General features: G+C 33.2%; 18 protein-coding genes. 8 read left to right on the top strand and 10 right to left on the bottom strand.

All coding sequences use genetic code 11. From position 1 onward, the window contains the following. Window positions 1–15: 15 nt before the first annotated feature. The gene (locus RVY88_RS08125) at window positions 16–1,956 is read right to left on the bottom strand and encodes a M15 family metallopeptidase (protein WP_162167225.1); all 1,941 of its coding nucleotides are present in this window, start codon (window positions 1,954–1,956) and stop codon (window positions 16–18) included. A 57-nt stretch (window positions 1,957–2,013) separates the two neighbouring features. Here RVY88_RS08125 and RVY88_RS08120 point away from each other — a divergent pair, with 57 nt between their 5' ends. Next, complete coding sequence (locus RVY88_RS08120; protein ID WP_038453070.1) at window positions 2,014–3,321, top strand: ATP-dependent RecD-like DNA helicase; 1,308 nt, start codon at window positions 2,014–2,016, stop codon at window positions 3,319–3,321. Then, complete coding sequence (locus tag RVY88_RS08115; protein ID WP_002848970.1) at window positions 3,318–3,788, top strand: hypothetical protein; 471 nt, start codon at window positions 3,318–3,320, stop codon at window positions 3,786–3,788. The genes RVY88_RS08120 and RVY88_RS08115 overlap by 4 nt, the downstream gene beginning before the upstream one ends. A gap of 45 nt (window positions 3,789–3,833) precedes the next feature. On the opposite strand, the gene lolA is transcribed toward RVY88_RS08115, so the two are convergent. After that, window positions 3,834–4,349, bottom strand: coding sequence for a LolA-like outer membrane lipoprotein chaperone (gene lolA, locus RVY88_RS08110; protein ID WP_002848971.1), 516 nt, complete (start codon window positions 4,347–4,349; stop codon window positions 3,834–3,836). A 133-nt stretch (window positions 4,350–4,482) separates the two neighbouring features. On the opposite strand from lolA, the gene secA reads away from it, so the two are divergent. Then, entirely contained in the window at window positions 4,483–7,050 is a 2,568-nt protein-coding gene (gene secA / locus RVY88_RS08105; RefSeq protein ID WP_162167224.1) for a preprotein translocase subunit SecA, read from the top strand. Window position 7,051: 1 nt separating this feature from the next. Then, complete coding sequence (locus RVY88_RS08100) at window positions 7,052–8,242, top strand: ABC transporter permease (RefSeq protein WP_162167223.1); 1,191 nt, start codon at window positions 7,052–7,054, stop codon at window positions 8,240–8,242. A 2-nt stretch (window positions 8,243–8,244) separates the two neighbouring features. Here the strand turns inward: RVY88_RS08100 and RVY88_RS08095 are convergent, their stop codons facing one another. From RVY88_RS08095 to mqnE, 6 genes are read right to left on the bottom strand one after another with little or no spacing between them, the layout of a single operon-like run. Beyond that, window positions 8,245–8,916 carry a prepilin-type N-terminal cleavage/methylation domain-containing protein gene (locus tag RVY88_RS08095; protein WP_162167222.1) on the bottom strand — a complete coding sequence of 224 codons (672 nt, stop codon included), beginning with the start codon at window positions 8,914–8,916 and terminating at the stop codon, window positions 8,245–8,247. 18 nt (window positions 8,917–8,934) lie between these two features. Continuing rightward, entirely contained in the window at window positions 8,935–10,143 is a 1,209-nt protein-coding gene (locus tag RVY88_RS08090; protein ID WP_065844064.1) for an ArnT family glycosyltransferase, read from the bottom strand. After that, window positions 10,130–11,272: an MFS transporter gene (locus RVY88_RS08085; protein ID WP_162167221.1), complete on the bottom strand. Its 1,143-nt coding sequence runs from the start codon at window positions 11,270–11,272 to the stop codon at window positions 10,130–10,132. Before RVY88_RS08085 ends, RVY88_RS08090 begins: the two co-directional genes overlap by 14 nt. 3 nt (window positions 11,273–11,275) lie before the next feature. Beyond that, window positions 11,276–11,719: a phosphoribosyltransferase gene (locus RVY88_RS08080; RefSeq protein WP_002848983.1), complete on the bottom strand. Its 444-nt coding sequence runs from the start codon at window positions 11,717–11,719 to the stop codon at window positions 11,276–11,278. Window positions 11,720–11,728: 9 nt separating this feature from the next. After that, window positions 11,729–13,060, bottom strand: coding sequence for an NCS2 family permease (locus RVY88_RS08075; protein ID WP_162167220.1), 1,332 nt, complete (start codon window positions 13,058–13,060; stop codon window positions 11,729–11,731). Between the two features lie 9 nt (window positions 13,061–13,069). Next, window positions 13,070–14,152 carry an aminofutalosine synthase MqnE gene (mqnE, locus tag RVY88_RS08070; RefSeq protein ID WP_042960103.1) on the bottom strand — a complete coding sequence of 361 codons (1,083 nt, stop codon included), beginning with the start codon at window positions 14,150–14,152 and terminating at the stop codon, window positions 13,070–13,072. A 109-nt stretch (window positions 14,153–14,261) separates the two neighbouring features. Here mqnE and RVY88_RS08065 point away from each other — a divergent pair, with 109 nt between their 5' ends. The 4 genes from RVY88_RS08065 (at window position 14,262) to yedF (ending at window position 20,200) form a co-directional block, all read left to right on the top strand. After that, window positions 14,262–16,781 carry an HD domain-containing protein gene (locus RVY88_RS08065; RefSeq protein WP_162167219.1) on the top strand — a complete coding sequence of 840 codons (2,520 nt, stop codon included), beginning with the start codon at window positions 14,262–14,264 and terminating at the stop codon, window positions 16,779–16,781. Between the two features lie 10 nt (window positions 16,782–16,791). Continuing rightward, entirely contained in the window at window positions 16,792–18,609 is a 1,818-nt protein-coding gene (glmS, locus tag RVY88_RS08060; protein WP_162167218.1) for a glutamine--fructose-6-phosphate transaminase (isomerizing), read from the top strand. A gap of 137 nt (window positions 18,610–18,746) precedes the next feature. After that, window positions 18,747–19,964 carry a selenium metabolism membrane protein YedE/FdhT gene (gene yedE, locus RVY88_RS08055; protein WP_162167217.1) on the top strand — a complete coding sequence of 406 codons (1,218 nt, stop codon included), beginning with the start codon at window positions 18,747–18,749 and terminating at the stop codon, window positions 19,962–19,964. Next, the gene (gene yedF, locus RVY88_RS08050) at window positions 19,964–20,200 is read left to right on the top strand and encodes a sulfurtransferase-like selenium metabolism protein YedF (RefSeq protein ID WP_002848999.1); all 237 of its coding nucleotides are present in this window, start codon (window positions 19,964–19,966) and stop codon (window positions 20,198–20,200) included. The genes yedE and yedF overlap by 1 nt, the downstream gene beginning before the upstream one ends. Before the next feature lie 176 nt (window positions 20,201–20,376). Here the strand turns inward: yedF and murI are convergent, their stop codons facing one another. Both murI and RVY88_RS08040 read right to left on the bottom strand, forming a co-directional pair. Next, window positions 20,377–21,138 (bottom strand): glutamate racemase, encoded by a 762-nt coding sequence (gene murI / locus RVY88_RS08045; RefSeq protein WP_002849001.1) that lies wholly within the window; start codon window positions 21,136–21,138, stop codon window positions 20,377–20,379. A 3-nt stretch (window positions 21,139–21,141) separates the two neighbouring features. After that, a complete protein-coding gene (locus RVY88_RS08040; RefSeq protein WP_011731878.1) occupies window positions 21,142–22,944 on the bottom strand; it encodes a menaquinone biosynthesis decarboxylase in 1,803 nt (600 codons plus the stop codon). Window positions 22,945–23,326: the final 382 nt, after the last annotated feature.

Below are 23,326 nucleotides of genomic sequence, written 5' to 3'. Positions count from 1 at the left end.
TATTAAACCCCCTTATTATCCTTTGTTTAGCCAAATATGGCTAAACTCCGGACGATATTCAAAATGCATTGTATCAAAATGTTCCCATCTTCCTCCCCATATAAAACCATTTTTTTCAAAAACTTCTACTATATCTTTTGGTATATTATTATGATATTTCCCGTCTTTACTCCATTGCCAGTAGTCGCTCATATTGACATTTATATCTATGGCTATACCCCAGCTATGAGCCGATAAAAGATCGGTTTTTGATATTTTTCTATAGTTGAAAGTTCCTGCTGGATTATCTAAGTATTTTAATAAATTTGGATTGTTTTTTACCATAAAATCCAGTTCGTCGCTAACTTTCTGCAGTGCTTTTGCAGCACCGTTTTTTGAGTTAAATTTAAATGTTTTATTGACTGAATTTTTAAGCCATACGACATCAATTAAATTTGATTGCACTTCATTTTTTGTTTTTCCATATATTTTTGAGAAAAATTGCTCATTTCTGAATCTCCCCGCATCTATAAGTTTTGCATCAAGAGGCTCAAGCAGCGGATAATCATAAGCCAGCATATCTTTTATGCTTGGACGCTTTATGAGTTCATCATATGTTTTTTGTTTTCCATCATCAAAAATCATACTAGAATTATCATCAAAAATTACTTTATTGTCTTCTATTTTCACTCCATAACCATTTTGAAATGCTGATTTTTCATCTTGTATGATTATATTCATAGATGTTATTTTAGAAAGTAATAGAGCCTCATCGCTTATGCTTTCGTTTCCTTTTCCTATCTCTAGATCGGTTATGGCGATTTTGCCTATCATGGCCCTGCCGTTATCTTTAGTTTTTATCCCCCATGAGTCATGTACCGATGTTAAAGTTCCGTTTATATCTCCTGCATATATCATAATATGCCCGGGCATATAAAGTAGTGTTAAAAACGGAATTGCGTATTTTTTTATCATATCTTTTTTCTCATTATTTGTTAAATTTTTTAAATTTATAACTCTGCCAATTTGTCCTTGAGCTTTTGAGTTTCTAGGTAGCCAAACACCAAATGAGCTAAAATAATCTTTTATAAATAGTGAGCAGTCTCTTAGCTTGTTTTCTCCACCCCATCCATAATTTTGACCAAGCAGTTCATTTAATGTTGTTTTTAAATTTTGGCTATTTATTGTTTGAAACTGTTTTGCATACTCTTTGCTTATTGTGAAGTTATTTTTAAATTTAAAAGAGAAGTAATCCTCAGAGTCGTACGGAAATATCGATCCTATCCTAGAATAAAACAGAAAATTACCGTTTTCATCTTTTATCGCTTCATTATCTTTTGTAAATACCGCAAATTTATATCTTTGAAACTCATCTGCTTCACTTTTTGTTAGCAATTTGATATCTTTTGATCTAACAAAACCCCACAAAGAGTCGCTTTTTACGAATGCCCACGCACCGTCTTTACTAAAATGAGATACTAAAAGTGGATGAAAAGCACCTAAAACAGACTCTTGCAAGTAATCAAACGGATATCCTTCTCCGGCTTTAGATGGATCTAAAAATAGTTTTTCTATAGTTGGAAAATCCCTAACTTCGGTATTTGCAATTGTAATAGCAGGCTGCAAAATGCTTTTGAACTTATCAAAATTTGCATTATTTTTTTGAGCCAAAAACCACTCATCGCTTCTTGGGAGTTTACTCTCTCCGTAATACTTCTTATTTGGACTGTTTTTATATATGTTAAAAGCCCACATAAGCTCGTTTTTACTCTCTTTGATCTCATCGTTCCAGACGCTAAAAAACTTACTTAATAGCTCAAATTCGTTAGCTTTGATACTTTTACCAAGATCTGGTAAAATACTTGCGTTTTGCTCAAATTTAAGGCTAAGTATAGGTTCTGGTTGCGGAATTTGATCTATTTTGGGAGCGCACCCGACAAAAAATAGTACTAAAACAGAATAAACAAGTCTTTTCATATAATTTCCTCAAATTTTTAGTATAATATAGTAATTATAACAAAAATAGGGTTTGATTTGTTAAACGATATTTTAAACATTTTAAATGATTCTAATCTATTTTTAACCGGCGGTGGCGGAGTTGGAAAAAGTTATACTATCAAAGAGATAATTAGCCACTATAAAAGCGGGTTTAAAAATGTAGTTGTGCTAGGAAGCACCGGTATAAGCGCTGTTGGAGTAGGAGGTGTTAGTTGTCATAGTTTTTTTAAATTTGGAATTAGCGAGAATTTTGAAGAGTTAAAACTTCTTGATAAAAAGCAAAAATCAAAGTTAAATGAGCTAAAAAAAATACTTAAAAATTGTGATTTATTAATCATCGATGAGATTTCCATGGTAAGCGCTGAGCTTATGGAGATGATAAGTTTAAGACTTATTTGGTCTGGATTTAGAGGCAGGGTTTTGCTTGTAGGGGATTTTTATCAACTTCCGCCAGTAAAAAAATCTGTTCAAAATCTATTATTTAGCTTTAATTACGCATTTAGCTCAAATGCTTGGAATAGTCTAAATCTCACAAATGTAGAGCTTAGAGTTTCAAAAAGAACTAAAGATATCAGCTTTTATAAGATACTATCTAAAATACGAATAGGAGTGATAGACGATGAAATTTGCGACTTTTTAAAAAGCAAAATGGTGCGTGAAATTCCAAACAATATAACTGCTCTTTTTGGTAGAAATTATGAAGCCGATAGATTAAATGAACAGCGTTTAAACGAGATAAACTCTAATTTAGAGACGATAGTGGCTAAAACTAAAATTTATGATAACTCACTGCACAGCGTTGCTTTACAGAAATGGATTTCAAATTTGAATTCTCCTTGTGAACTTAGGCTAAAAAAGGGAGCTAAAGTTATGTTTTTAGCTAATAAATGGGGTGAATATTATAACGGAGAGCAGGGTATTATAAGAGAGTTTGTAAAAGGAGATGACGGAGTTGAGATTATTTTAGTGCAAAAAGATAGTGGAGAAGTCATAGGAGTAGAACCACATACTTATGAGCTATATGATTATCATATGAAAGATGAAGAATTGTCGCAAACTTTAAAAGCCAACTATATGCAGTTTCCTTTGAAATTAGCTTACGCCATTACTATCCATAAATCTCAAGGTATGAGTATAGAAAAATTTGCCTGTAACTTGGATAATATATTTGCAAACGGTCAGCTATATGTCGCACTTTCAAGAGCTATTAGCGCAGATGGACTTTATATACAGTACACAAAAAATATAGATTTCGCAGATTATTTAAAAAAAGTGGTTAAGATAGACAATGAGGTTAGTGATTTTTATAGAAATAGCAAATTTATAAAGGAGAATAACATATGAGAAAACCGATTCTTTTTGTTCTATTTTGTGTATCTATGATTGCAGGAACTCTGCGTATAGATAATTTTGAGAGCGATTTATACTCAAAATCAGGAGCAAATAATATGAAAAAAATCTCCATGAGTTTAGAGTTTATAGCTAGAGACGAGAATGTAAATGAGTCTGCTATTTATGATTCTTTGAATGTTGTAGTTGGTAGTTTTTATGCCGAAGATCTTATGACTTCTAGAGGAAAAGAGAGCTTTAAAACAACTCTTATAAAATATATATCAAAAAAATATTCTTTAGATATCGATGAAATTTATATAATAAGTCTTAAGATTTTGAACGAAATAGATATAGAAAAGATAATAAAAGCTATAAAAGAAAGAGATCTTTGCCCTACAAATAACGGAGCAAAGAATAAAACAGATAACTATAATTTAAATTTAAATAAAGACTTTGGAAAAGATTTTGGAGAAAATTAGATATTTTTGCTATTTATAAATTTAAACTTAGCAAACTATCTAGTCTTAGTTTGCTAATATATCAAAGTTTTCAGGGATATTGGGTTCCAAAATTCCTGTATTTATAGGCTCATTTTTCCTCGTGTTTGTAAGAGTTATTTTCACTATATTTCCTAGTTTATCGCTATAGCTTATCTCTGATGGCAGTGAGTTTTTTACCTTAATATTATATGAAGTGTCATCATATACTGCTTTGAACTCGTTGTTAGAAACTTTTTTTGCTGCCCTTAAAATTTCTGTTAAATTTGGAGAGTCTTTTAAGTCTGTAAGTATGGCTTGTTCTAGCTCAGGCTCTAAAATCGTAACTCTTCCGTAATTAAAATATATAAGTTTAGTGGCAGGGGTTTTATAATGCCAAAATGCGCCTATTTCTTTATGTGCTACAAAGTATCCCGTATACGTTATTTTTTTATTTTGACTCGTGACTGTTTGCGTGAAGTTGCTTGAAAGCGTATTGAAATCAAGTTCGTTAGCTCCAAAAACGCTGATGGCAATGGCTAAAATGATTATAAATTTTTTCATATTTTTCCCTTAGAGTCTGAGTACTTTTAAAAGGTATAATTTTACCTAAAATAAGCTAACAAAAGCATAAAGCATAAATTTAACCGTTTTTAGATAAAATAACAGTTTATTAAATTTGAAATAAGGTTAAAAGATGATTACAGCTATTGCAAAGAAAATTTTTGGCACTAGAAACGATAAAGAGATTAAAAAATATTTCAAACGTGTCGCATTGATAAATGCTCTTGAGGGCAAATATTCAAATTTAAGCGATGATGAGTTGAAGAGTGAATTTAGTAAGCTAAAGGTCGATTTATTATCAAAAAAAGTGACAAAAGATGATATTTTAAATGATGTTTTTGCAATAGTCAGAGAAGTTTCAAAAAGAACTTTAAATATGCGCCATTTTGATGTCCAGCTTATAGGAGGAATGGTTTTAAATGACGGAAGAATAGCCGAAATGAAAACCGGCGAAGGAAAAACACTAGTTGCTACGCTTCCAGTCGTTTTAAACGCTATGGATGAAAAAGGTGTTCACGTCGTCACCGTAAATGACTATCTTGCAAAAAGAGATGCTACGCAAATGAGTGAAATTTATAACTTTTTGGGTCTTAGCGTAGGTGTAATTCTGAGTGGCGAGTATGATGATGAAAAAAGAAAAATCGCTTATAATAGCGATATAACTTATGGTACGAATAATGAATTTGGCTTTGACTATCTGCGTGATAATATGAAATTTGAAGTCGGTCAAAAAGTTCAAAGAGAGCATAATTTCGTTATCGTTGATGAAGTAGATAGTATATTGATAGATGAGGCTAGAACGCCTCTTATCATAAGTGGTCCTACAAATCGCACTCTTGATGGTTATATACAAGCAGATGTAGTTGCTAAACAGTTAGTAAGAGGCGAAGCTGCTGATCCAAGAGTTCCGAATTCTAAAGCTACTGGAGATTTTGTAGTAGATGAAAAAAACCGTACGATAATGATAACTGAAGCAGGTATAGCAAAAGCCGAGAAACTTTTTGGGGTGGATAATCTGTATAATTTAGAAAATGCTATTCTCAGTCATCACCTTGACCAAGCACTAAAAGCGCATAATTTATTTGAGAAAGATGTTCATTATGTCGTAAGAGATTCGCAAGTTATTATAGTCGATGAGTTTACCGGACGACTTAGTGAAGGCAGAAGATTTAGCGAGGGACTACATCAAGCGTTAGAAGCTAAAGAGGGCGTAAAAATTCAAGAAGAGAGCCAAACTTTAGCAGATATTACGTTTCAAAACTACTTCAGAATGTATTCTAGACTCTCTGGTATGACCGGTACTGCTCAGACTGAAGCTACTGAATTCTCTCAAATTTATAAGTTAGAAGTTATATCTATACCTACAAATGTTCCTATTAAAAGAGTAGATAGAGATGATCTTATCTATAAAACTGAAAATGAAAAATTTAAAGCCGTTATAGAAGAGATAAAAAGATCAAACATAAAAGGTCAGCCGGTTTTAGTCGGAACTGCAAGTATAGAAAAGAGTGAGATATTTCACAAAATGTTAGTTAAAGAGAAAATAGCACACTCTGTTTTGAATGCTAAAAACCATGAAAAAGAAGCTGAAATAATAGCTCAAGCCGGAGCAAAAGGCGCCGTAACTATAGCTACAAATATGGCTGGACGCGGTGTCGATATACGAATAGACGATGAAGTTAGAGAGCTTGGAGGACTTTATATTATAGGAACAGAACGCCACGAAAGCAGACGTATAGATAATCAGCTAAGAGGACGTGCCGGACGTCAAGGAGATCCGGGGCTTAGTAGATTTTATCTTAGTCTTGAAGATAGTCTTCTTAGGATATTCGGTAGTGATAAGATAAAAGCTATAATGGACAGGCTTGGTATAGAAGAGGGTGAAAGTATAGAGAGTAGACTTGTAACAAGAGCTGTTGAAAATGCTCAAAAGAAAGTTGAGAGTTTACATTTTGAGAGTAGAAAGCATATATTGGAGTATGATGATGTCGCAAATGAGCAAAGAAAAACAGTATATAAGTATAGAGATGAGCTTCTAAATCCAGATTATGACTTAAAAGATAAAATTATATCAAATAGACAGGATTTCGTAAAAACTCTGCTAGATGAGGTCAATATATTTGATGGCGGACTTGGAGATGAGTTTGATATATCAAGACTTTGCGAAGTTGTATATGGCGAGAGCGGAACTAAGATAGACGAAGATGAGATAAAAGGACTGGATTATCATAGTTTAGCAGATAAAGTAATAGATAAACTTGCAAAAGATTATGACGAGAAGATGTCGGTTATAGATGATGAACAAAGAAAAAATATAGAAAAAGTTCTGTATTTGCAAGTTTTAGACGGTGCTTGGAGAGAGCATTTGTATCAAATGGATATATTGAAAACTGGTATCGGGCTTCGTGGATATAATCAAAAAGATCCGCTTACCGAGTATAAAAAAGAGAGTTACAATCTATTCATGGAGCTTGTTAATAGACTTAAAAATGAGAGTATTAAGACGCTTCAGATAGTTAGATTTAAAACAGAGGATGATGAAAATACGGATAGAGCTTTAGAAAAAATGCAAGACGAAACAAATTTGCAAAATAAATTTGAAAAAAAACCTGCAAGAAATGAACCTTGCCCGTGCGGAAGCGGAACAAAATATAAAGATTGTTGCGGAAAAAGCGGTCCAAAAAAAGGAGTTTTTGCCTAGTATGGTAAAATATCTACTATTAAAATATCTAAGATTTGATAAAACTCAGCCATTTATCACGCTTTCTTCTATTTTGGCGTTTTTAGGCGTAAGCATAGGTTTGATGGTGTTGATAGTCGCTATGGCTATAATGAATGGGTTCGATAAAGAGTTTGAAAGAAAGCTTTTTACTATGAACTATCCTATAACGATTTTAAGTCATCTTAAAGGATCGATTTCAAACTTAGACGTAGATGAATTAAGGCAAAAGTTTCCGAATTTAAAACTAAGTCCATATATAAGCACTCAAACTATATTGAAAAACGGTTCTCAACTTGAGGGTGGACTTGTATTTGGAGTGGATTTCAATGATGAAAAAGAGATAAACTCAGTTATAAAAGACGCTATAAAAGATAGTATTCCTACTGGATTTGAGATAGTTATCGGCAAAGGCATAAAAAATGAATTTATGCTAGGAGAAAATGAAAAAATTACTCTTATATTTATGCAAAACAGCCCCACTGGACTAGCTATAGTTCCTACTATGAAGCGATTTAACGCTGTAGCGGACTTTAGTTCAGGACTTATCGCTTACGATAAAGCGTATAGTTACACAGATGTTAATGCTTTGAGAAAAGTTCTTGGGTATGATGATGATAAATTTGATGGCATTCATATATACTCTCAAAATCCAAAACAAGATATCATAAAGTTAAACGATATCTTGCCGCCGGGTCAAAAAGCAGTTGGCTGGTGGGAGCAAAACGGTAATTTTTTTAGTGCTTTGGCACTTGAAAAAAGGGCACTTTTTATAGTTTTAATGCTTATTATCTTAGTTGCTAGTTTAAATATCATAAGTTCTCTTTTAATGACTGTTATGAACCGCCGACAAGAAATAGCTCTTTTGCTTGCTCTTGGTGCTAGTAAAAATGAGATTAAAAAAAGTTTTTTTACTCAAGGATTATGTATAGGCGGAAGCGGGATCTTGTTTGGGCTTGCTCTAGGACTTTTTGGCGTATGGCTACTCGGGAGTTTTGATATAATAAATTTACCAGCAGATGTTTACGGAAGTAGCAAGCTACCTATGGAGCTATCTTTGAGCGATTTATCAATGATAATTATAGGTGCTATTTTTATAGTCGCATTTTCATCGTATTATCCTGCGAAAAAAGCAAGCAACGTAGATATATTAACAACTCTTAGGAATGAGTAGAGCTATTTGCAATCGGCTTTTTTTGCAGGTTGCTCAACATACGCAAAACCGGTTATCGGCGTGACTTTTATAAATATGCAATCATTATTAGTATGAGTGAGTTTTATCGTACATATTTTTGTAATAAGATCTTGAGAATGTCTAGTATTGCTTGTAACATTTTCTTTGTATGGGCGTCCTAATTCATCAAAAGTTATTCTAGTAGGAGATCCTTGTTTTGAGCATCCGTCTTGCAGTTTAACATTTATTATATTATATGTATCTTCTAAATTTAACTCTTTACTAGCTTCTGGGCTATTAGAATCAATGGCACCAGAGTATCCTGATGACATATACTTTGATGGGTTTAAAGGGTTTTTTGCCAGCTCTGTTTTATTTGGAAATCCAGCAGAATCGCCTATTATATCGTTAAATATATTATATGTTTGCTTATTTTTTGTTTCAATGGTTTTGGTAAAAAAAATTTGCCATCTACCTTTATACCAGTTTGTATCTTTTGTATCAAATTTATCATCTATTATAGCTAAATGTTGGGTGTATCGAATGTGGCTTACTATCTGATCTGCTGCTAAACGAAGATCATTTCTGTTTAATTTAGGAATCGTAAAAGACGCCATTATACCGACTATGACTAATACTATAATAATTTCTATTAGTGTAAATGCTTTTTTCATAGTAGTAGTATAGCATGATTATATTATTTTACAGAGATAAAATTTGTCGATTTGTTTGCCGAGTTTTTTTATTTTTATAACGGTTTGGTCGCAGTTATCATTTTTACTCCTAGTCAAAATATACTCTTTACCTTTTAATACGCCATAGAATTTCAATCTTACGGCTAAATTTTGATCCGTTTTTACATAGCTTATACCAAGTTCATTAAGCTTTTGAGCGAGTTCTTTTGCAACATCGTATTTATAGGCAAAATGGTCTTTCGGATCTTTTAAAAATACATATAAAAAGTTATGAAATATAGTAGCAGACGAGTTCAAAAATAGAGTTGTCAATACTATAATTGTAATAAATTTGTATTTTATTCTAAATTTGGGGAGTCTAGCTCTATATGAGCTAAAAAACGTACGTACCATGACAGGCATAAAAATCACGCAAAAAGGTAGAAACATTTCAAGGCTAGGGCGTTGTCTTATAGATATTATAGAGCAGATTCCGAAAGCGGTTATAGCAACAAACCAAAGAAAAGTTTTTTCCTCTTTTATGGCGATTCTGTATACCGTATATATAAAATATATAAAAATTAATGGCGAAAATACCGCCGCAAATACGCCTATCGTGTCTATAAAATACCCTTTTGGTTTTCCATAAGCGTCGATACCGTTTAACCAAAACCATGCTAAACAAAATATTAGCCCGAAAATAGCTAATTTTTTATCTCGTTTGAATATTCCAAAAAATATTATAGCTATATATAAACTTATAAAAGGTTCGCTTATTATAAGTGATACTAAAAGCGTAAAAATAAAAGATTTAAACATTTTATTTTGTTCGAAATATATAATAAGCAAAGTTATAAATATCACAAATCCGGCTTCATTTATCAGTATAGCACTTGCCAATACTCCTGGTAAAAACATATATAAAATAGCCGAAATAAGTCTATCGGATTTTCTTTTTAATATAGGCTTTGAAACTTTATATATCAAAAATATATTTAAAAAATGTAAGATCAAAAAAGGAAGTCTTAAAGCATAGTCATTGCGTCCAAACAACATAGTAGAAGCATTTGTAACTATGGTTAAGAAGTTTGTTTTTTGGAAATAAATAATTGCTTCGTTGTAGCTTATGCTTAAATTTGAAACACTATAAATGAGTAGTAAAATATTAAATATAATAGCGCTAAATAGCAAAAATAACTCATTTTTAAAAATACTAATACTTTTCATGTCGCAAAGCAAATACAAACATTAACGATACGGCGCTAATAACACTGATAAGGCTTAAAAAAGCTCCCCATCCATACACTATATATAAAAAACTAGGCATAAAACTTCCAAGAGCGCCACCTGCGTAATAAAAGCTTACGTACAAACCGTTTGAGATACCTTTGTGCGAATCTGCTAATTTATTTATAAATCCGCTTGCTATGGAATGAATGATAAAATTTCCAAGACAAAAAACCAACATTGCACAAAACATTACTAAAAAGCTTTCAAATCTAAATATCTGAAGTGCAGCTAAAAATATGATTATACCGATTATTATCGCATTTAAAGGCGTTTTTAATATAGCGATTATTTTTTTAGAATTAAATGCTACTAATACGCCTATGATGTATCCAAAATACATCATACCTGTTTTACTGCCGCTATATTCATTGCCTAAATTTGCAAGCTCAAACGGTATAAAATTTAGTATAGCTTGAAATGAGAAAAATATACCAAATATCATAAGATAAATATATAAATTGTGTTTGATTTTTAAAATATGAGCTATATCTTTGAGTTTTGGCTTTATAAGGCTAGCGCTTATGTTACTACTAAATTTAAAAACCAAAAAAGCAGCCATTAAAAGCAATATTCCAACCAATAAGAAGAAGATTCTCCACCCAAAAATATCGGTAAATAATCCACTTAAAAATCTACCTAAAAATCCGCCTATTATAGTGACTCCGACATATGCTCCTATGGCGCTTGTAACATTTTCTTTGGTAGAAATTTGAGATATGTAGCTCATGATTCCTGTTAAAACCACAGGTACTATAAGTCCTTGAAATCCGCGAATATTTAAAAGCCAAAAATATGAGCTTGTAAAACTAAATGTTATCTCACTTCCCCCAAGTAGCAAAAATGCGACTACAAGCAGTTTTTTTATCTCGATTTTTTCTAGTAAATATCCATAAAATATACTAGCAAATGCTAGTGGCGCCATCATAGAAGTTGTAAATAAAGTAGCTTGTGTTCTTGTAATGCTCAGTTCTTTTTCAAATACCGGACCTATAGGCTGAGTTGCGTACAACACGCAAAGCGTAAGTCCTGTGCAAAAGTACATAATTAGCAGTTCTACTTTATTCATAGTTTAATCCAGCTTTATATCCCAGAAAAACTCTACCCAATCATGCGCCTCTTTTACGCTGTATTCAGGTAGCAAAAGAGCTTTGGTTTTGTAGTAGATAGTTGCTACTTTTATCTCTAAATTCGGATATTTTTTTAAAAGTTCTTTTTTTATAGCGATCATACTTTCACCGCTGTCTATTATATCATCCGCTATCAGAATTTTCTTAAATTTGCTAAGGTCCGGAATATTAAAAATATTTATAGTATCAAGCTTTTTTGTATCTTCATAATGAACCGAGTTCAAGCTAAAACAATTTCTATTGTTTAATGCAACGCTAAGAGAATGAGCAAGAGTTAAACCGCCTCTAGCTATACCTAAAATTGCGTCCGGATCAAATTCGTTTTTTATATTTTTTGCCATTATTTTTATATCTTTTGCAAATGATTCATAGTCATAAAATATCATTTAATCTCCTTAATTTATACCGATAAGCTCGCCAAAAAACGATGGAGCAGACGTAACTAGAAATGCTAAAAAACTTATAAGCGTTAATGTGATAATGCCTAAGTTTATATCTTCCCATTTTCTTAGAACTAGTTTAACTGTAAAATATGAGATAAAACCTATACTAAGTCCAACGGTTATAGAGTAGGTAAGAGGCATTAAAATAACAGTTAGAAACGTTGATACGCATATAGCCGGATCATTATAATTCACTTTTCCTAGTTCACTAAACATAAGAACTCCAACCATAACAAGTATCGGATAAATAGCGTTTGATGGTATAGAACCAAATAAAGGTAACAAAAATAGAGTTAATACAAATAGCATTCCGGTAAAAACTGCACTAAGCCCTGTTCTTCCGCCGGCTTCTACGCCGCTAGCACTTTCTGCAAAAGCAGTTATCGTACTAGTTCCTACTATGGAGCCAACTACGCTAGATATCGCGTCGCTTTCTAAATTTTTAGCAAGTTTTTTAGTTCCTTCCTCATCGTGGTCGTTAAATAAATTTGCTCTATTGCAAACTCCTGTTAAAGTTCCTATCGAATCAAAAAGGTGAGTGATAAAAAATGTAATGATAGCAGGAAGTAAAGAGAGTTTAAGAGCGCTTAATATATCAAGTTCGCCAAATATAGGAGATAAAGAAGCCGGAGCTGAAAATATCTCATTTGGAGCTTGATAAACTCCAAATATCCATGCTATCATCGATGTGGCAACAACGGCTAGTATAAATCCGGCTTTTAGTTTTAAAGCCCAAAAAGTAACTATCAAAACAAGACCTAATATACCTATAAAAACTTTTGGATCAGATACGTTTCCTATTGCGACTAAAGTAGCAGGACTAGCTATTATAATACCCATCTGTTTAAGTCCGACGAAGCAGATGAAAGCACCTATTCCGGCACTTATGGCTCGTCTTAAATCTATAGGAATATTTTTTATAATCCAAATTCGAAAATTAGTAAAGCTCAAAATGACAAATATAATCGCACTTATACACACAACGCCAAGCGCGGTTTGCCAAGGTATTTTCATACCTATAACAAGCCCGTAAGTAAAATATGCGTTTAATCCCATTCCTACGCTTAGCGCAACTGGAGTATTTGCCCAAAATCCATTAAATATAGAAGATATTATCGTTATAACCGCAGTAGCCGTAAGAAGTGCTTCTTTTGGCATACCGGCGTCGCTCATAATTAGCATATTTACCGGCACTATATACATCATTGCTAAAAATGTTGTAAGTCCGGCGTTAAATTCCTGTTTTACTGAAGTGTTACTCTCTTTAAGCTTGAAATAATCCACTTCGCCTCCTTAGTCGTAAATTTGTAATTCGTTGTATAAACTATCTCTTTGTACAGGGATAAATCCGCTTGTTTGCACAAGCTCTATAAATTCATTTTTACTTTTTCCGTGTTTGCTTTTTGCTCCGGCGCTACTTTGGATACTCTCATTTTCTATAGTTCCATCTAGATCATCGGCGCCAAACTCTTGAGCTACCATTGCTAAATTTAAAGTAGAAGTTGCCCAATAGGCTTTGATATGTTTAATGTTATCAAGAAGTATTCTGCTTATAGCTATAGTTTTTAAAATTTCAGCCGAACCTAAAAATTCATCTACTTTTAAGTAGTTATTATTTCTTTGATAAACAAGCGGGATAAAAGCGTTAAATCCGCCCGAATTAGCGTTTTTGATGGCTTTATCTTGCAGATCCCGTATTCGTAATATATGATCAATTCTATGAGCGCGGCTTTCTATATGACCAAATAACATTGTAGCATTGCTTTGACGACCTTTTTTGTGCCATAAAGAGTGGATTAAAAGCCAGTTTTTACTGCTTACTTTGCCTTTGCATATTTGTTCTCTGATATCTTCATCAAATATCTCTGCTCCGCCTCCTGGCATAGAATCTACTCCGTATTCTATCATTTTGTCTATAGTCTCTTCATAACTAAGACCGTGTTTTCGTTTTAGATAGTCTATCTCAGCTGCGGTCATAGCTTTGATATGCAAAAACGGATATTTCTGTTTTATCATTTTAAATATTTCTAGATACCACTGCGGCGTTACAAAAGGATTGTGAGACGATACGATATGTATCTCTTTTACGCCGTTTTTTACAGATTCGTCTACTGCTTTCATTATCTCTTCGTGAGTCATTGTATAGGCGTTATCATTTTTTCTATGAGCTGAAAATGCACAGAATTTGCATGTATCTGCGCATAAATTTGTAGGATTTATATGCCTGTTTATGTTAAAATAAACTTTGTTAGAGTTGAGTTTCCGTCTTATTTGATTTGCATATTTTCCAAGAGTAAAAAGATCTAAATCATATAACATTAAACCTTCGTCGAATCCCAACCTCTTTTTGTTTTGAAGTTTATCTAGTAGATTCATATATGTTTATTTTACCTTTTTTTAAATTTAAGAGACAATTATATGCTAATAGGGCTTAAAAAAGCTTTTTTTTTGGAAATTTTTGATAAAATTTTGGCAAAGGAATAAAATGGGTAGAGTAAGCAGCATTAAATTTTTAAAATCCAAAGACGAAGATAGCGTACTTGCTAGCTGTAAAGACGGAGTTTTAAAGTGCAAAAAAGCCCTTAAAAAGCAGTTTATAAAATTAGGTGGTAGAAGCTTTGGTACTTATCAAAGCAAAGAGATAGATAAATTTTTTAAATGCGCTTTTGAGGCTACTAAGATCAGCTATTTTGGTGAATTTGCTCCCGATGATGAGCAGCTTCCTATATCTGTTATAGCACTTGGAAGTTACGCTTTAAGTGAAATGAGCGTTAGAAGTGATATCGATTTTTTTATATCTTATAAAAACGTAGCTGGCTACAATGTAAAAGATATAGTAAAAAGTTATATTAAATTTCTTAAAGATATAAATTTAGATATTAATCCGGTATATTATGAGATAGACGAGCTTTTTGATGCTATAAAAGACGATTTAGAACTTAAAACTATGTTTTATCAAGTGCGTTATGTATGTGCATCAAAGCAGCTTTATAAGATGACTAAAGATAAAATTTTTGAGTTAAAAGAGTATAAAAAAGATGATTTTATTAAATTTCATTTAAGTAAACTTACTCCATTTGACGAGATTAAATTATTAAGCCAAAAACCAGATATTAAAAACGGCTATGGTGGATTTTATGACTTTAAAAGAGTTTTTTGGCTTTTAAATTCTGTTGATGAAAATAGTCCAAAGTCGCACGCGCTTAAATTTATAAGTGAAAAAGAGATCAGCGAGTTAAATTTAAGCGTTGATTTTATCAGTTCGCTAAGATCGGCTTTGCAAATAAGTGGCGGAGATGATGAGCTTAAAAGCGAGTATCTGTCTGAAGTAAGCAGTGTTATGCAGACTAAAGAAAAAAAGATGCTTAGCGCCGAAGTTTTGCTTATGGTAAAGACTTTATCGTCTATGCATACTATATATATTTACTCAAGATATCTTGCTAAAACTGTTTTTAGAAGATTCTTTGATAGCGGTTTAAATTTTACTCAAAAAAGAGTTTTAAGACTTGAAAACGGATTTTACAATATAAATGATACTATTTACGCTCCGATTCATAAAAAACCAAAAGATATATTAAATTTAGTGAGAGATCTTTTGATGCTTCCGGATATTGATTTGAAATTTGATATAGGAGCGATTTTTTACTTAAAACGTACAATTATCCAAAAAGAGTCCATTGAAAAATCCTTGGTAGAATTCAAAAAATTACTTTATAGAGATAGAAGTTTTGGTATATTAAAAGCACTTTTAGATAGTGAGCTTCTGTTTTTACTTTTAAAACCTATGGAGCATACAAGGCATCTAGCTCAGCTTGACGGGTATCATAAATATAGCGTGGATGAGTATAGTTTACTTGCCTTGTATCATCTTGAAAATATCAAAGATAGTTTTATAAAAAGCCTTCATAGCGATCTTTGTGCAGATGGAAAAATCTTGATGAAACTAGTGGCTTTGATGCATGATGCTGGAAAAGGATTAGTAGGAGATCATTCAAATATAGGAGCAAATATATTTAGAGCTTATGCAAGCAAGATAGGGCTGCCGCAAAAAGCTATAAATATGGGAGTGAATTTAATAAAAAACCACACTATTATGAATAATATCGCAAATAGAGAAGATATCTATAACCAGCAAGTTATCTTAAATTTTATCTCTCATATAGGAGAAAAACAAGCTCTTAAGCTGCTTTATATACTTACTTATTGCATAAGTAATGCTACAAATGATGGATTTTACAACTCGTATAATGCAAAGCTCCTTAGAGAGCTTTATGAAATAGCGTTAAAAAGTTTTGATAATAGCGATGAGAATTTACTCGATGAAGCTGCTAGAAGAGTTAAAAAAGAGAATCTTATAAAAAAACAAAAAGAGTTTTTGGAACTATCTAAAGACGAGCAAAATATAATTCTTTCTATATCTTCGAATTTACTTTTTATCAAATACCCGCCAAGCGAGATAATACGTATATTTTTATGGGCTCAAAACTGCTCTAATATATCAGTTGATATAGAAAATAGAGATAATTTCTGTGTTAAAATCATTGCCAAAAGAGGTTGGAATACAACTATGGTTTTAAATAAATTAGCTCATCTCGATCTTGCTTATATGGAGATTTTCGAGCTTTTTGATAGTAAATTTTTTATAAAACTAGAATATAATCAAAAAGCCGGCGATAGCGAAATGAAAAATATGGAAACTCTCATTATAGGTGCTTTATGTGACAAACAAAAAGCACTTACGAAAAAGCCGCTCATTTTAGAAAATGAGGTAAATTTTGATCTAAATCATTCAAAAATTTATGCTAAAATGAATATAAATGCAAAAGACCAAAGAGGGCTTATGGCGTATATTTTAGGCGTGTTTGAACTTTTTGATATAAAGGTGGCTAATGCCAGAATTCAAACTATAAAAAATAGAACTAGAAATCTATTTTTGATACAAAAAAATGAAAATTTAGAAACAAAGTATAGTAGTATTATAAATTTAATAACTACCAAAAATTAAAAGGAAATTTATGTGTGGAATAGTAGGTTACATAGGTGATAAAGAGAAAAAAAGTATTATTATAAACGGCTTAAAAGAGCTTGAGTATAGAGGTTATGATAGCGCAGGAATGGCTATAATGAGCGGAAATTGCTGCAGTGATATAAACTATTTTAAATCAGTTGGAAAATTAGAAAATTTGGTAAGTAAAATGGAAAGTTTTACGAGTAAAGAATTTGGCGTGGCAATAGGTCACACTAGATGGGCGACTCACGGCAAACCTACAGAGATAAACGCTCATCCGCATATTGGCGAGTATAGTTTTGTCATACACAATGGTATAATCGAAAATTATAAAGAGCTAAAAGACGAGTTAGAAACTTTAGGTATTAAATTTATAAGCCAAACAGATACAGAAGTCATCGTTCATCTTTTTGAATACTACAACAAAACTGCTCAAACTCCGTTTGATGCATATAAAAAGACTATTTCAAGACTAAGAGGAGCTTACGCGACTCTTCTTATCACAAAAGCAGCTTACGGAGAGATATTCTTTGCTAAAAATGCAGCACCTCTTATCATAGCAAAAGACGGGGATGAAATATATTTTTCAAGTTCGGATGCTCCTCTTATCGGTCTTGCAAAAGATGCTATGTATCTTGAGGATGGCAGTTTTGGCGTAGCAAAATTAGGTGAGATAAAGCTTTTTGATAAAGAAGCAAACGAGTTAAACTTAAGCTTTGCACCGCTTCCAAAAGACAAAGGGTATGCCAGAAAAGACGGTTTTAGCTTTTTTATGGAAAAAGAAATTTACGAGCAAAGTCAAGTCATCACCGAATGTTTGATGGGAAGAGTGGGTGATGATGATATAAATCTTGATATCGATAACTCTATTTTCGATGGTATAGACGAGATAGTATTGTGCGCATGCGGTACTAGTTATCACGCCGCGCTAAGCGCGAGTTATCTATTTGAAAGAGTAGCAAAGATAAGAGCTAAGGTTGAGGTTGCAAGTGAATTTAGATATAAAGAGCCGCTTTTGCGAAAGAGTTCTTTATTTATAGTAATATCTCAAAGCGGAGAAACGGCAGATAGTTTAGAAGCCCTTAAAATTGCTAAAAATGCAGGACTTAAAACTATGGCTATTTGTAATGTGGATAATTCAAGCATAGTTAGACTTGCTAGTGAAGTTATATTGACTCGTGCAGGTATAGAAAAAGGAGTAGCTAGCACTAAAGCGTTTGCTACCCAAGTCATCTGCTTGTGGATGCTGGTTTTAAAACTAGCAAAATTAAGACACAGTATAGATACAATCAATCTTCAAAATGAGATAAAAGCGCTTAGAAATATACCTAGTGTTGTGCATTTCGATAGTAGTTTGCAAGAGAGAATTTATCGATTAGCAAAACACTATTTGCATGGCCATGGATTTTTCTTTATCGGTAGAGATATATTTTATCCTCTTGCTCTTGAAGGGGCTTTAAAACTAAAAGAGATAAGCTATCTTCACGCGGAGGGTTATCCAGCAGGAGAGATGAAACACGGTCCTATCGCTCTAGCAGATACTGGACTCTATACTATCGCTTTGCTTCCAAAAACTTTGCTTTATGAAAAGACTAAATCAAACGTCGAAGAACTAGCCGCAAGAGACGCTTTTATAACAGCTATCAGTCCTGAAGCTTTTGAACTTAGCGACGATTTTATTCAAACAAATTTATACGATCATCCTATGAGCGAGTTTTTTGAGATGATGATAGTTTTACAGCTTTTTGCGCTTGAAATTTCAGTACGTTTAGGAAACGACGTTGATATGCCAAGAAACCTTGCAAAAAGCGTTACTGTCGAGTAATTGTTTTAAAAAGCAAGCTGAGTAAATTTAAACTATAAGTTAGTTTTTAAATTTAACTAGATATTAAACTTTAAAGCATTATAATTTTGCCTTTTAAAGGTGTCAGTTGGACACGTTACAAATTTACAAGGCTTATAATGCTTAATCTTCTTAACTCTTTTAAACAAAAATACATTGTAAATTTTTGGGATGTCGGCAAGGCTATGATAGCACTTGCTATTTTGAGTGCCGTTTATTTCGGCATTTTCGGTGGTGTTTGGGCGGTTACTGGTGAGATGACACGCTGGGGCGGCGAGTTTTTAGAGCTTTTTGGTATGGATTTATCAAGTTATTCATACTATAAAATGCAAAATTTAAATGGCACTCCGCTTACTCGTTTTGAAGGCATTATGCTTATCGGAATGTTTTTAGGTGCCTCAATTGCTGCTTTTATGGCAAATAAAGTTAAATTTAGACTTCCAGTAAGCGGTATTCGTGTATTTCAAGCCATAGTTGGTGGTTTACTTTCTGGATTTGGCGCAAGACTTGCTTTTGGATGCAATCTAGCTAATTTTTTCACAGGACTTCCGTACTTCTCGCTTCATACTTGGTTATTTGCCGTGTTTATGGTGATAGGAATTTATTGCGCAGTGCAAGTGGGAAAATTTAAAATTTTTCGTCCGAAAGTCGTGCTGGAGAGATGTGGAGTAAATGGCAAAGGAATAGAACATGACAAAAATAGGGCGAATAGACATTTTGCTTATGGCGTTACTATACTTGTGTTTTCTATTATTTGGTTAGTTTATCTTTTTATAAACGTACCGAGCTTCGATCTTAAAGTAAAAGCCAGTATTTCGCCGCTTGCCTTGATATTTGGCATCGCTTTTGGTTTTATCATCTCAAAAGGGCAGATCTGCTTTACTTCTTGTTTTAGAGATCTGTTTTTGTTCGGTCGTGATACGGCCGCAAAAGGTGCATTTTTTGGTATGATAATAGCAACTTTGATCGTTTTCGTGCTTATGCTAAATGGCTATAACTCTAAAATTATAAGTTTTAGTCCGGCGGTGGCTATAGGAGCGTTTTTGTTTGGTTTTGGTATCGTTTTTGCAGGAGGCTGCGAGTGCGGCTGGACTTATAGAGCTACTGAGGGGCAAATGCATTTTATGATAGTAGGTATCTCAAATTTTGTAGGAACTGCTATCTTGGCGCTTAATTACGACCGTTTTCCAGACTGGTTTAAAGACGGCCCGAAAATAAATTTACTAGATGCTTTCGGCTCTCTTGGAGGTTTGGCCTTAAATTTAAGTCTATTTGTGGTAGCACTCTTGCTGGTCGTCTTTTATAAAAAACGCTTTTTTGCAAAAGGAGGATACTAATGAAAAATTATGAGATAACTTATACTCTTGATATACAAGGCGAGGCTTGTCCTATGCCGGCTGTTGCTACGCTTGAAGTGTTACCTACTATGAAAAGAGGTGAGGTTTTAGAAGTGCTTTGCGACTGTCCACAGGCGATAAATTCTATCCCTGTTGATGCGAAAAATCGCGGTTTTGAAGTTTTATCAGTAGAGCAAGACGGTCCGACTCTTAGATTTATCATAAGAAAACCGTAGATCGATATGAGCAAATTTGGGCTAGTCTTAGCTCAAATTTTTAAATCTAGTAGTGCGGTTTTTGTTTTTAAATTCGCGGTAAGATATTTGTATAAGTATAACGCTGCTTTGTTTTTAACAATTTTATCGCTTTATGCCGGTTTATTTATTATTTTTTGCATATTTACAATCTGAACTTAGTTTATTTCTCTCATTATATCTAGCCTTTTTAGATAAGGTTCTATCTTTTTTACATTCAAATTTTCCGTTGAAGATATGTATCTTATAGAGTTTTTATCTCCGAATTCGCTAACTCCTCCAAGTCTACGTATCATTTGATTTATCGTGCCGTTTACGCCGTCTATTATGCCGGTTTTGTTTGGTAAAATAGCTCTAAAACTATCTTTAAAATAGTTAAAATGAGTACATCCAAGTACAAGTAAACTGATGTTTGATAGATCGAATTTAGATATCTCATCTTTCAAGTATTTCAAAACCTCTAGACTGTCAAATTCCATATTTTGCGCAAATTCTACAAGTTTTGGTAAGGCTAAGAGATGCGTTTTGCTTTCTAAATTTACTTTATGGATTAAATCCGATAATTTATTTCCGCTTATGGTAGCAGGCGTGGCAACTACAAGTATGTCGCCACCAGCATTTACTCCTAATTTCACGGCAGGCTCCATTCCTATTATAGGCACTGAAAAACTGCTTCTAAGCTCAGTTATAGCAGCACTAGTCGCTGTATTACACGCTATGACTATCATATCTACGCTCAAATTAGTCAAGAATTGAACACAGTTCAAACAAAGGCGGATTATCTCGTCTTTACTTTTTGTGCCATACGGTGCATTTTTGTTGTCGGCAAAATATATAAACTCCACGCCTCTAAAGCGCTTCAAAGCTTCATTTAAAAGACTAAGGCCGCCGATGCCCGAGTCAAAAATCGCTATTTTCATCATCTATCCAAATATCTCAAATTTTTCAAATAATTCTTCGTCGCGTTCTAAAAGGCCTTTTTTGATGAGGTTTTCTATGACTTCTTTTGAACAGTTTGTCTCTTTTGGCCAGCCGCGAGTGTAGCCATCGAGCTCAAATTTGCTAGTAGCGTCTATGCAAACAAGCTCGTTGCGTACAAAAATATCGCGCTTTGCATCGATATTGTTTGTTATCCTCCAAACAAGCATGTATAGATTTTCAAGCCTTGAGCTAACATCTACGAAAATCAGTATTTTAAAGTGCTCATCAAAAGGTTTAAGCTCATCAAAAACCTGTTTTACGAGTCTATCTTTGTCAAATTTAACAAAACAAATAGGACTTTTCGTGTCTAAAAAATACTGCTTTAGCTCTAAGATATTTTGATTTACGCTTTTAAATTTATATAGAAGTTTGTCGTCACTTATTAAATTTGGTGCGCTTGATGAGTTATCGACACTTGCGTCAATTCCTAGCTTTCCTCCAAAACAAGCATTTGGACTAGCATGGTCAAGCTGGTCGCAAACACCGCTAGTTATCAACATGCTTTGCGGCGAAAAACGGTTTAAAATATATTTTGTAAGATTTGCGTAGTCATCAAGATGAGGTGCACTTGATGGTACAAAAACGGCGTGTTTTACAAAACTCATCTGTCCGACTCCCCAAAATGCGTGCATAAGCTGCGTAGCGTGAGCAGGATAAAGTGCGTTAAATTTAGCTAAAATTAGATTGTGAAATACCCCGTTTTCAGGCATTTTATAATCAACCAGCTCAGGAGCCGTAGTTTTTAAAAGTGGTAAAAATATCCGCTCAGTCGCATATCCCATAAATTTATCTTCAAGCGGCGGTTTTCCGACGACTGTTGCGTGGAAAATAGGATTTTTTTTATGAGTTATTTTCGTAACTTCCATAACGGGGAACGGCTCCACCGGTGTGTAAAATCCTGTGTGATCTCCGAATTTTCCTTCGTTTTTTAGTCTATTTGTATCTACAAATCCTTCTATGACGTAGTCTGAGTCGTGCGGGATAAAAATGTCGTTTGTGAGAGATTTAACTAGTTTTGCCGGAGTTTTTCTGATGAACCCATAAAGCATAAGCTCAAAAATATTTTTTGGAAGCGGGGCTTGACCACACCAAATGTAGAGCGGATCGCCCCCGATTGCTACACTGACCGGCATTTTAAGACCTGCTTTTTTGTATTCATGAAAAAAATGAGCGGCGTCTTTGTGAATTTGCCAGTGCATTCCAAGCTCGTTTTTGCTATGTACTTGCAGGCGGTACATACCTAAATTTTGCGTGTTTGAGTTTAGATCTTTTGTATAAACTTGCCCCATCGTGATAAACGCTCCGCCGTCTTCTTCCCAAGTTTTGAGTATCGGCAGATCATATAAATTTGGTTCTTTAAATTCGCACTCTTGGGAGATGCCTTTAGTTTTTAAACGTTTTGGAAATACTGATTTTAGGCTTAAAAGATAGGTAAAAAACTCTATTTTTTCTTTAAGCGTAGAAGGTTTTGTCGGTTTTAGCAGCTTTTCTATCTCATTTGCTATTTCGTTACTATCTTTTCCGAATATTAAATTTAAAGCTTTAAAACTTCCAAAAATATTTGTTAAAACAGGATCAAATTTTTTTCCGTTTTTATCGATAGGATTTGTGAAAAGTAGAGCTTTTGAATTATCTTTTTTGACTTCTATGTAGCTTAGATGAGCTATCTCAAGATCTATATCGCAAGGTTTATCTATTATTTTTAAAAGACCATTTTTATCCAATAAATCAATGTATTTTTGCATATATCCTCACCTGAAATTTTAAATTATATTAGCAAAAAATAGATTTGTATTAGTTTAAAAATGGTCTTGTTCATCTATTTATTTGGTCTTTATACCAATCCATTTATTAAAGTCTTTCATTTTTAACTCCTTTTTATGCTTGATATTGTTTTATTTTACTTTAATTATACTTATATTATTCTTAATAATGAAATCTATTATCAATAAAATTTTATATAATTAACTTACTTACCCCTCCCCACTTTTTTCATCTCTCTCAAATTTACTCATAATTTTAAGCCTCCTTTAAGCACTACTCTTGTATAATTCCAACTCACGAAACGGGAAAGACCTTTTAACTCTTCTAGTTAGAAATCCTTTTTATTTTCGATGTTTTTTAAAT

It is taken from the genome of Campylobacter sp. TJR-1 (genome assembly GCF_032840035.1).
GTDB classification, from domain to species: Bacteria; Campylobacterota; Campylobacteria; order Campylobacterales; family Campylobacteraceae; genus Campylobacter; species Campylobacter fetus.
Note: the sequence above shows the minus strand (reverse complement) of the source record. Positions and strands in the feature narration are given on the sequence as shown.

Excerpts from the sequence above, each read along its gene's own strand:
- RVY88_RS08125 (WP_162167225.1), bottom strand. The coding sequence starts at position 1,956 with ATGAAAAGACTTGTTTATTCTGTTTTAGTACTATTTTTTGTCGGGTGC.
- RVY88_RS08115 (WP_002848970.1), top strand. The coding sequence starts at position 3,318 with ATGAGAAAACCGATTCTTTTTGTTCTATTTTGTGTATCTATGATTGCA.
- lolA (WP_002848971.1), bottom strand. The coding sequence starts at position 4,349 with ATGAAAAAATTTATAATCATTTTAGCCATTGCCATCAGCGTTTTTGGA.
- secA (WP_162167224.1), top strand. The coding sequence starts at position 4,483 with ATGATTACAGCTATTGCAAAGAAAATTTTTGGCACTAGAAACGATAAA.
- RVY88_RS08100 (WP_162167223.1), top strand. The coding sequence starts at position 7,052 with ATGGTAAAATATCTACTATTAAAATATCTAAGATTTGATAAAACTCAG.
- RVY88_RS08095 (WP_162167222.1), bottom strand. The coding sequence starts at position 8,916 with ATGAAAAAAGCATTTACACTAATAGAAATTATTATAGTATTAGTCATA.
- RVY88_RS08090 (WP_065844064.1), bottom strand. The coding sequence starts at position 10,143 with ATGAAAAGTATTAGTATTTTTAAAAATGAGTTATTTTTGCTATTTAGC.
- RVY88_RS08085 (WP_162167221.1), bottom strand. The coding sequence starts at position 11,272 with ATGAATAAAGTAGAACTGCTAATTATGTACTTTTGCACAGGACTTACG.
- RVY88_RS08080 (WP_002848983.1), bottom strand. The coding sequence starts at position 11,719 with ATGATATTTTATGACTATGAATCATTTGCAAAAGATATAAAAATAATG.
- mqnE (WP_042960103.1), bottom strand. The coding sequence starts at position 14,152 with ATGAATCTACTAGATAAACTTCAAAACAAAAAGAGGTTGGGATTCGAC.
- RVY88_RS08065 (WP_162167219.1), top strand. The coding sequence starts at position 14,262 with ATGGGTAGAGTAAGCAGCATTAAATTTTTAAAATCCAAAGACGAAGAT.
- glmS (WP_162167218.1), top strand. The coding sequence starts at position 16,792 with ATGTGTGGAATAGTAGGTTACATAGGTGATAAAGAGAAAAAAAGTATT.
- yedE (WP_162167217.1), top strand. The coding sequence starts at position 18,747 with ATGCTTAATCTTCTTAACTCTTTTAAACAAAAATACATTGTAAATTTT.
- yedF (WP_002848999.1), top strand. The coding sequence starts at position 19,964 with ATGAAAAATTATGAGATAACTTATACTCTTGATATACAAGGCGAGGCT.
- murI (WP_002849001.1), bottom strand. The coding sequence starts at position 21,138 with ATGAAAATAGCGATTTTTGACTCGGGCATCGGCGGCCTTAGTCTTTTA.
- RVY88_RS08040 (WP_011731878.1), bottom strand. The coding sequence starts at position 22,944 with ATGCAAAAATACATTGATTTATTGGATAAAAATGGTCTTTTAAAAATA.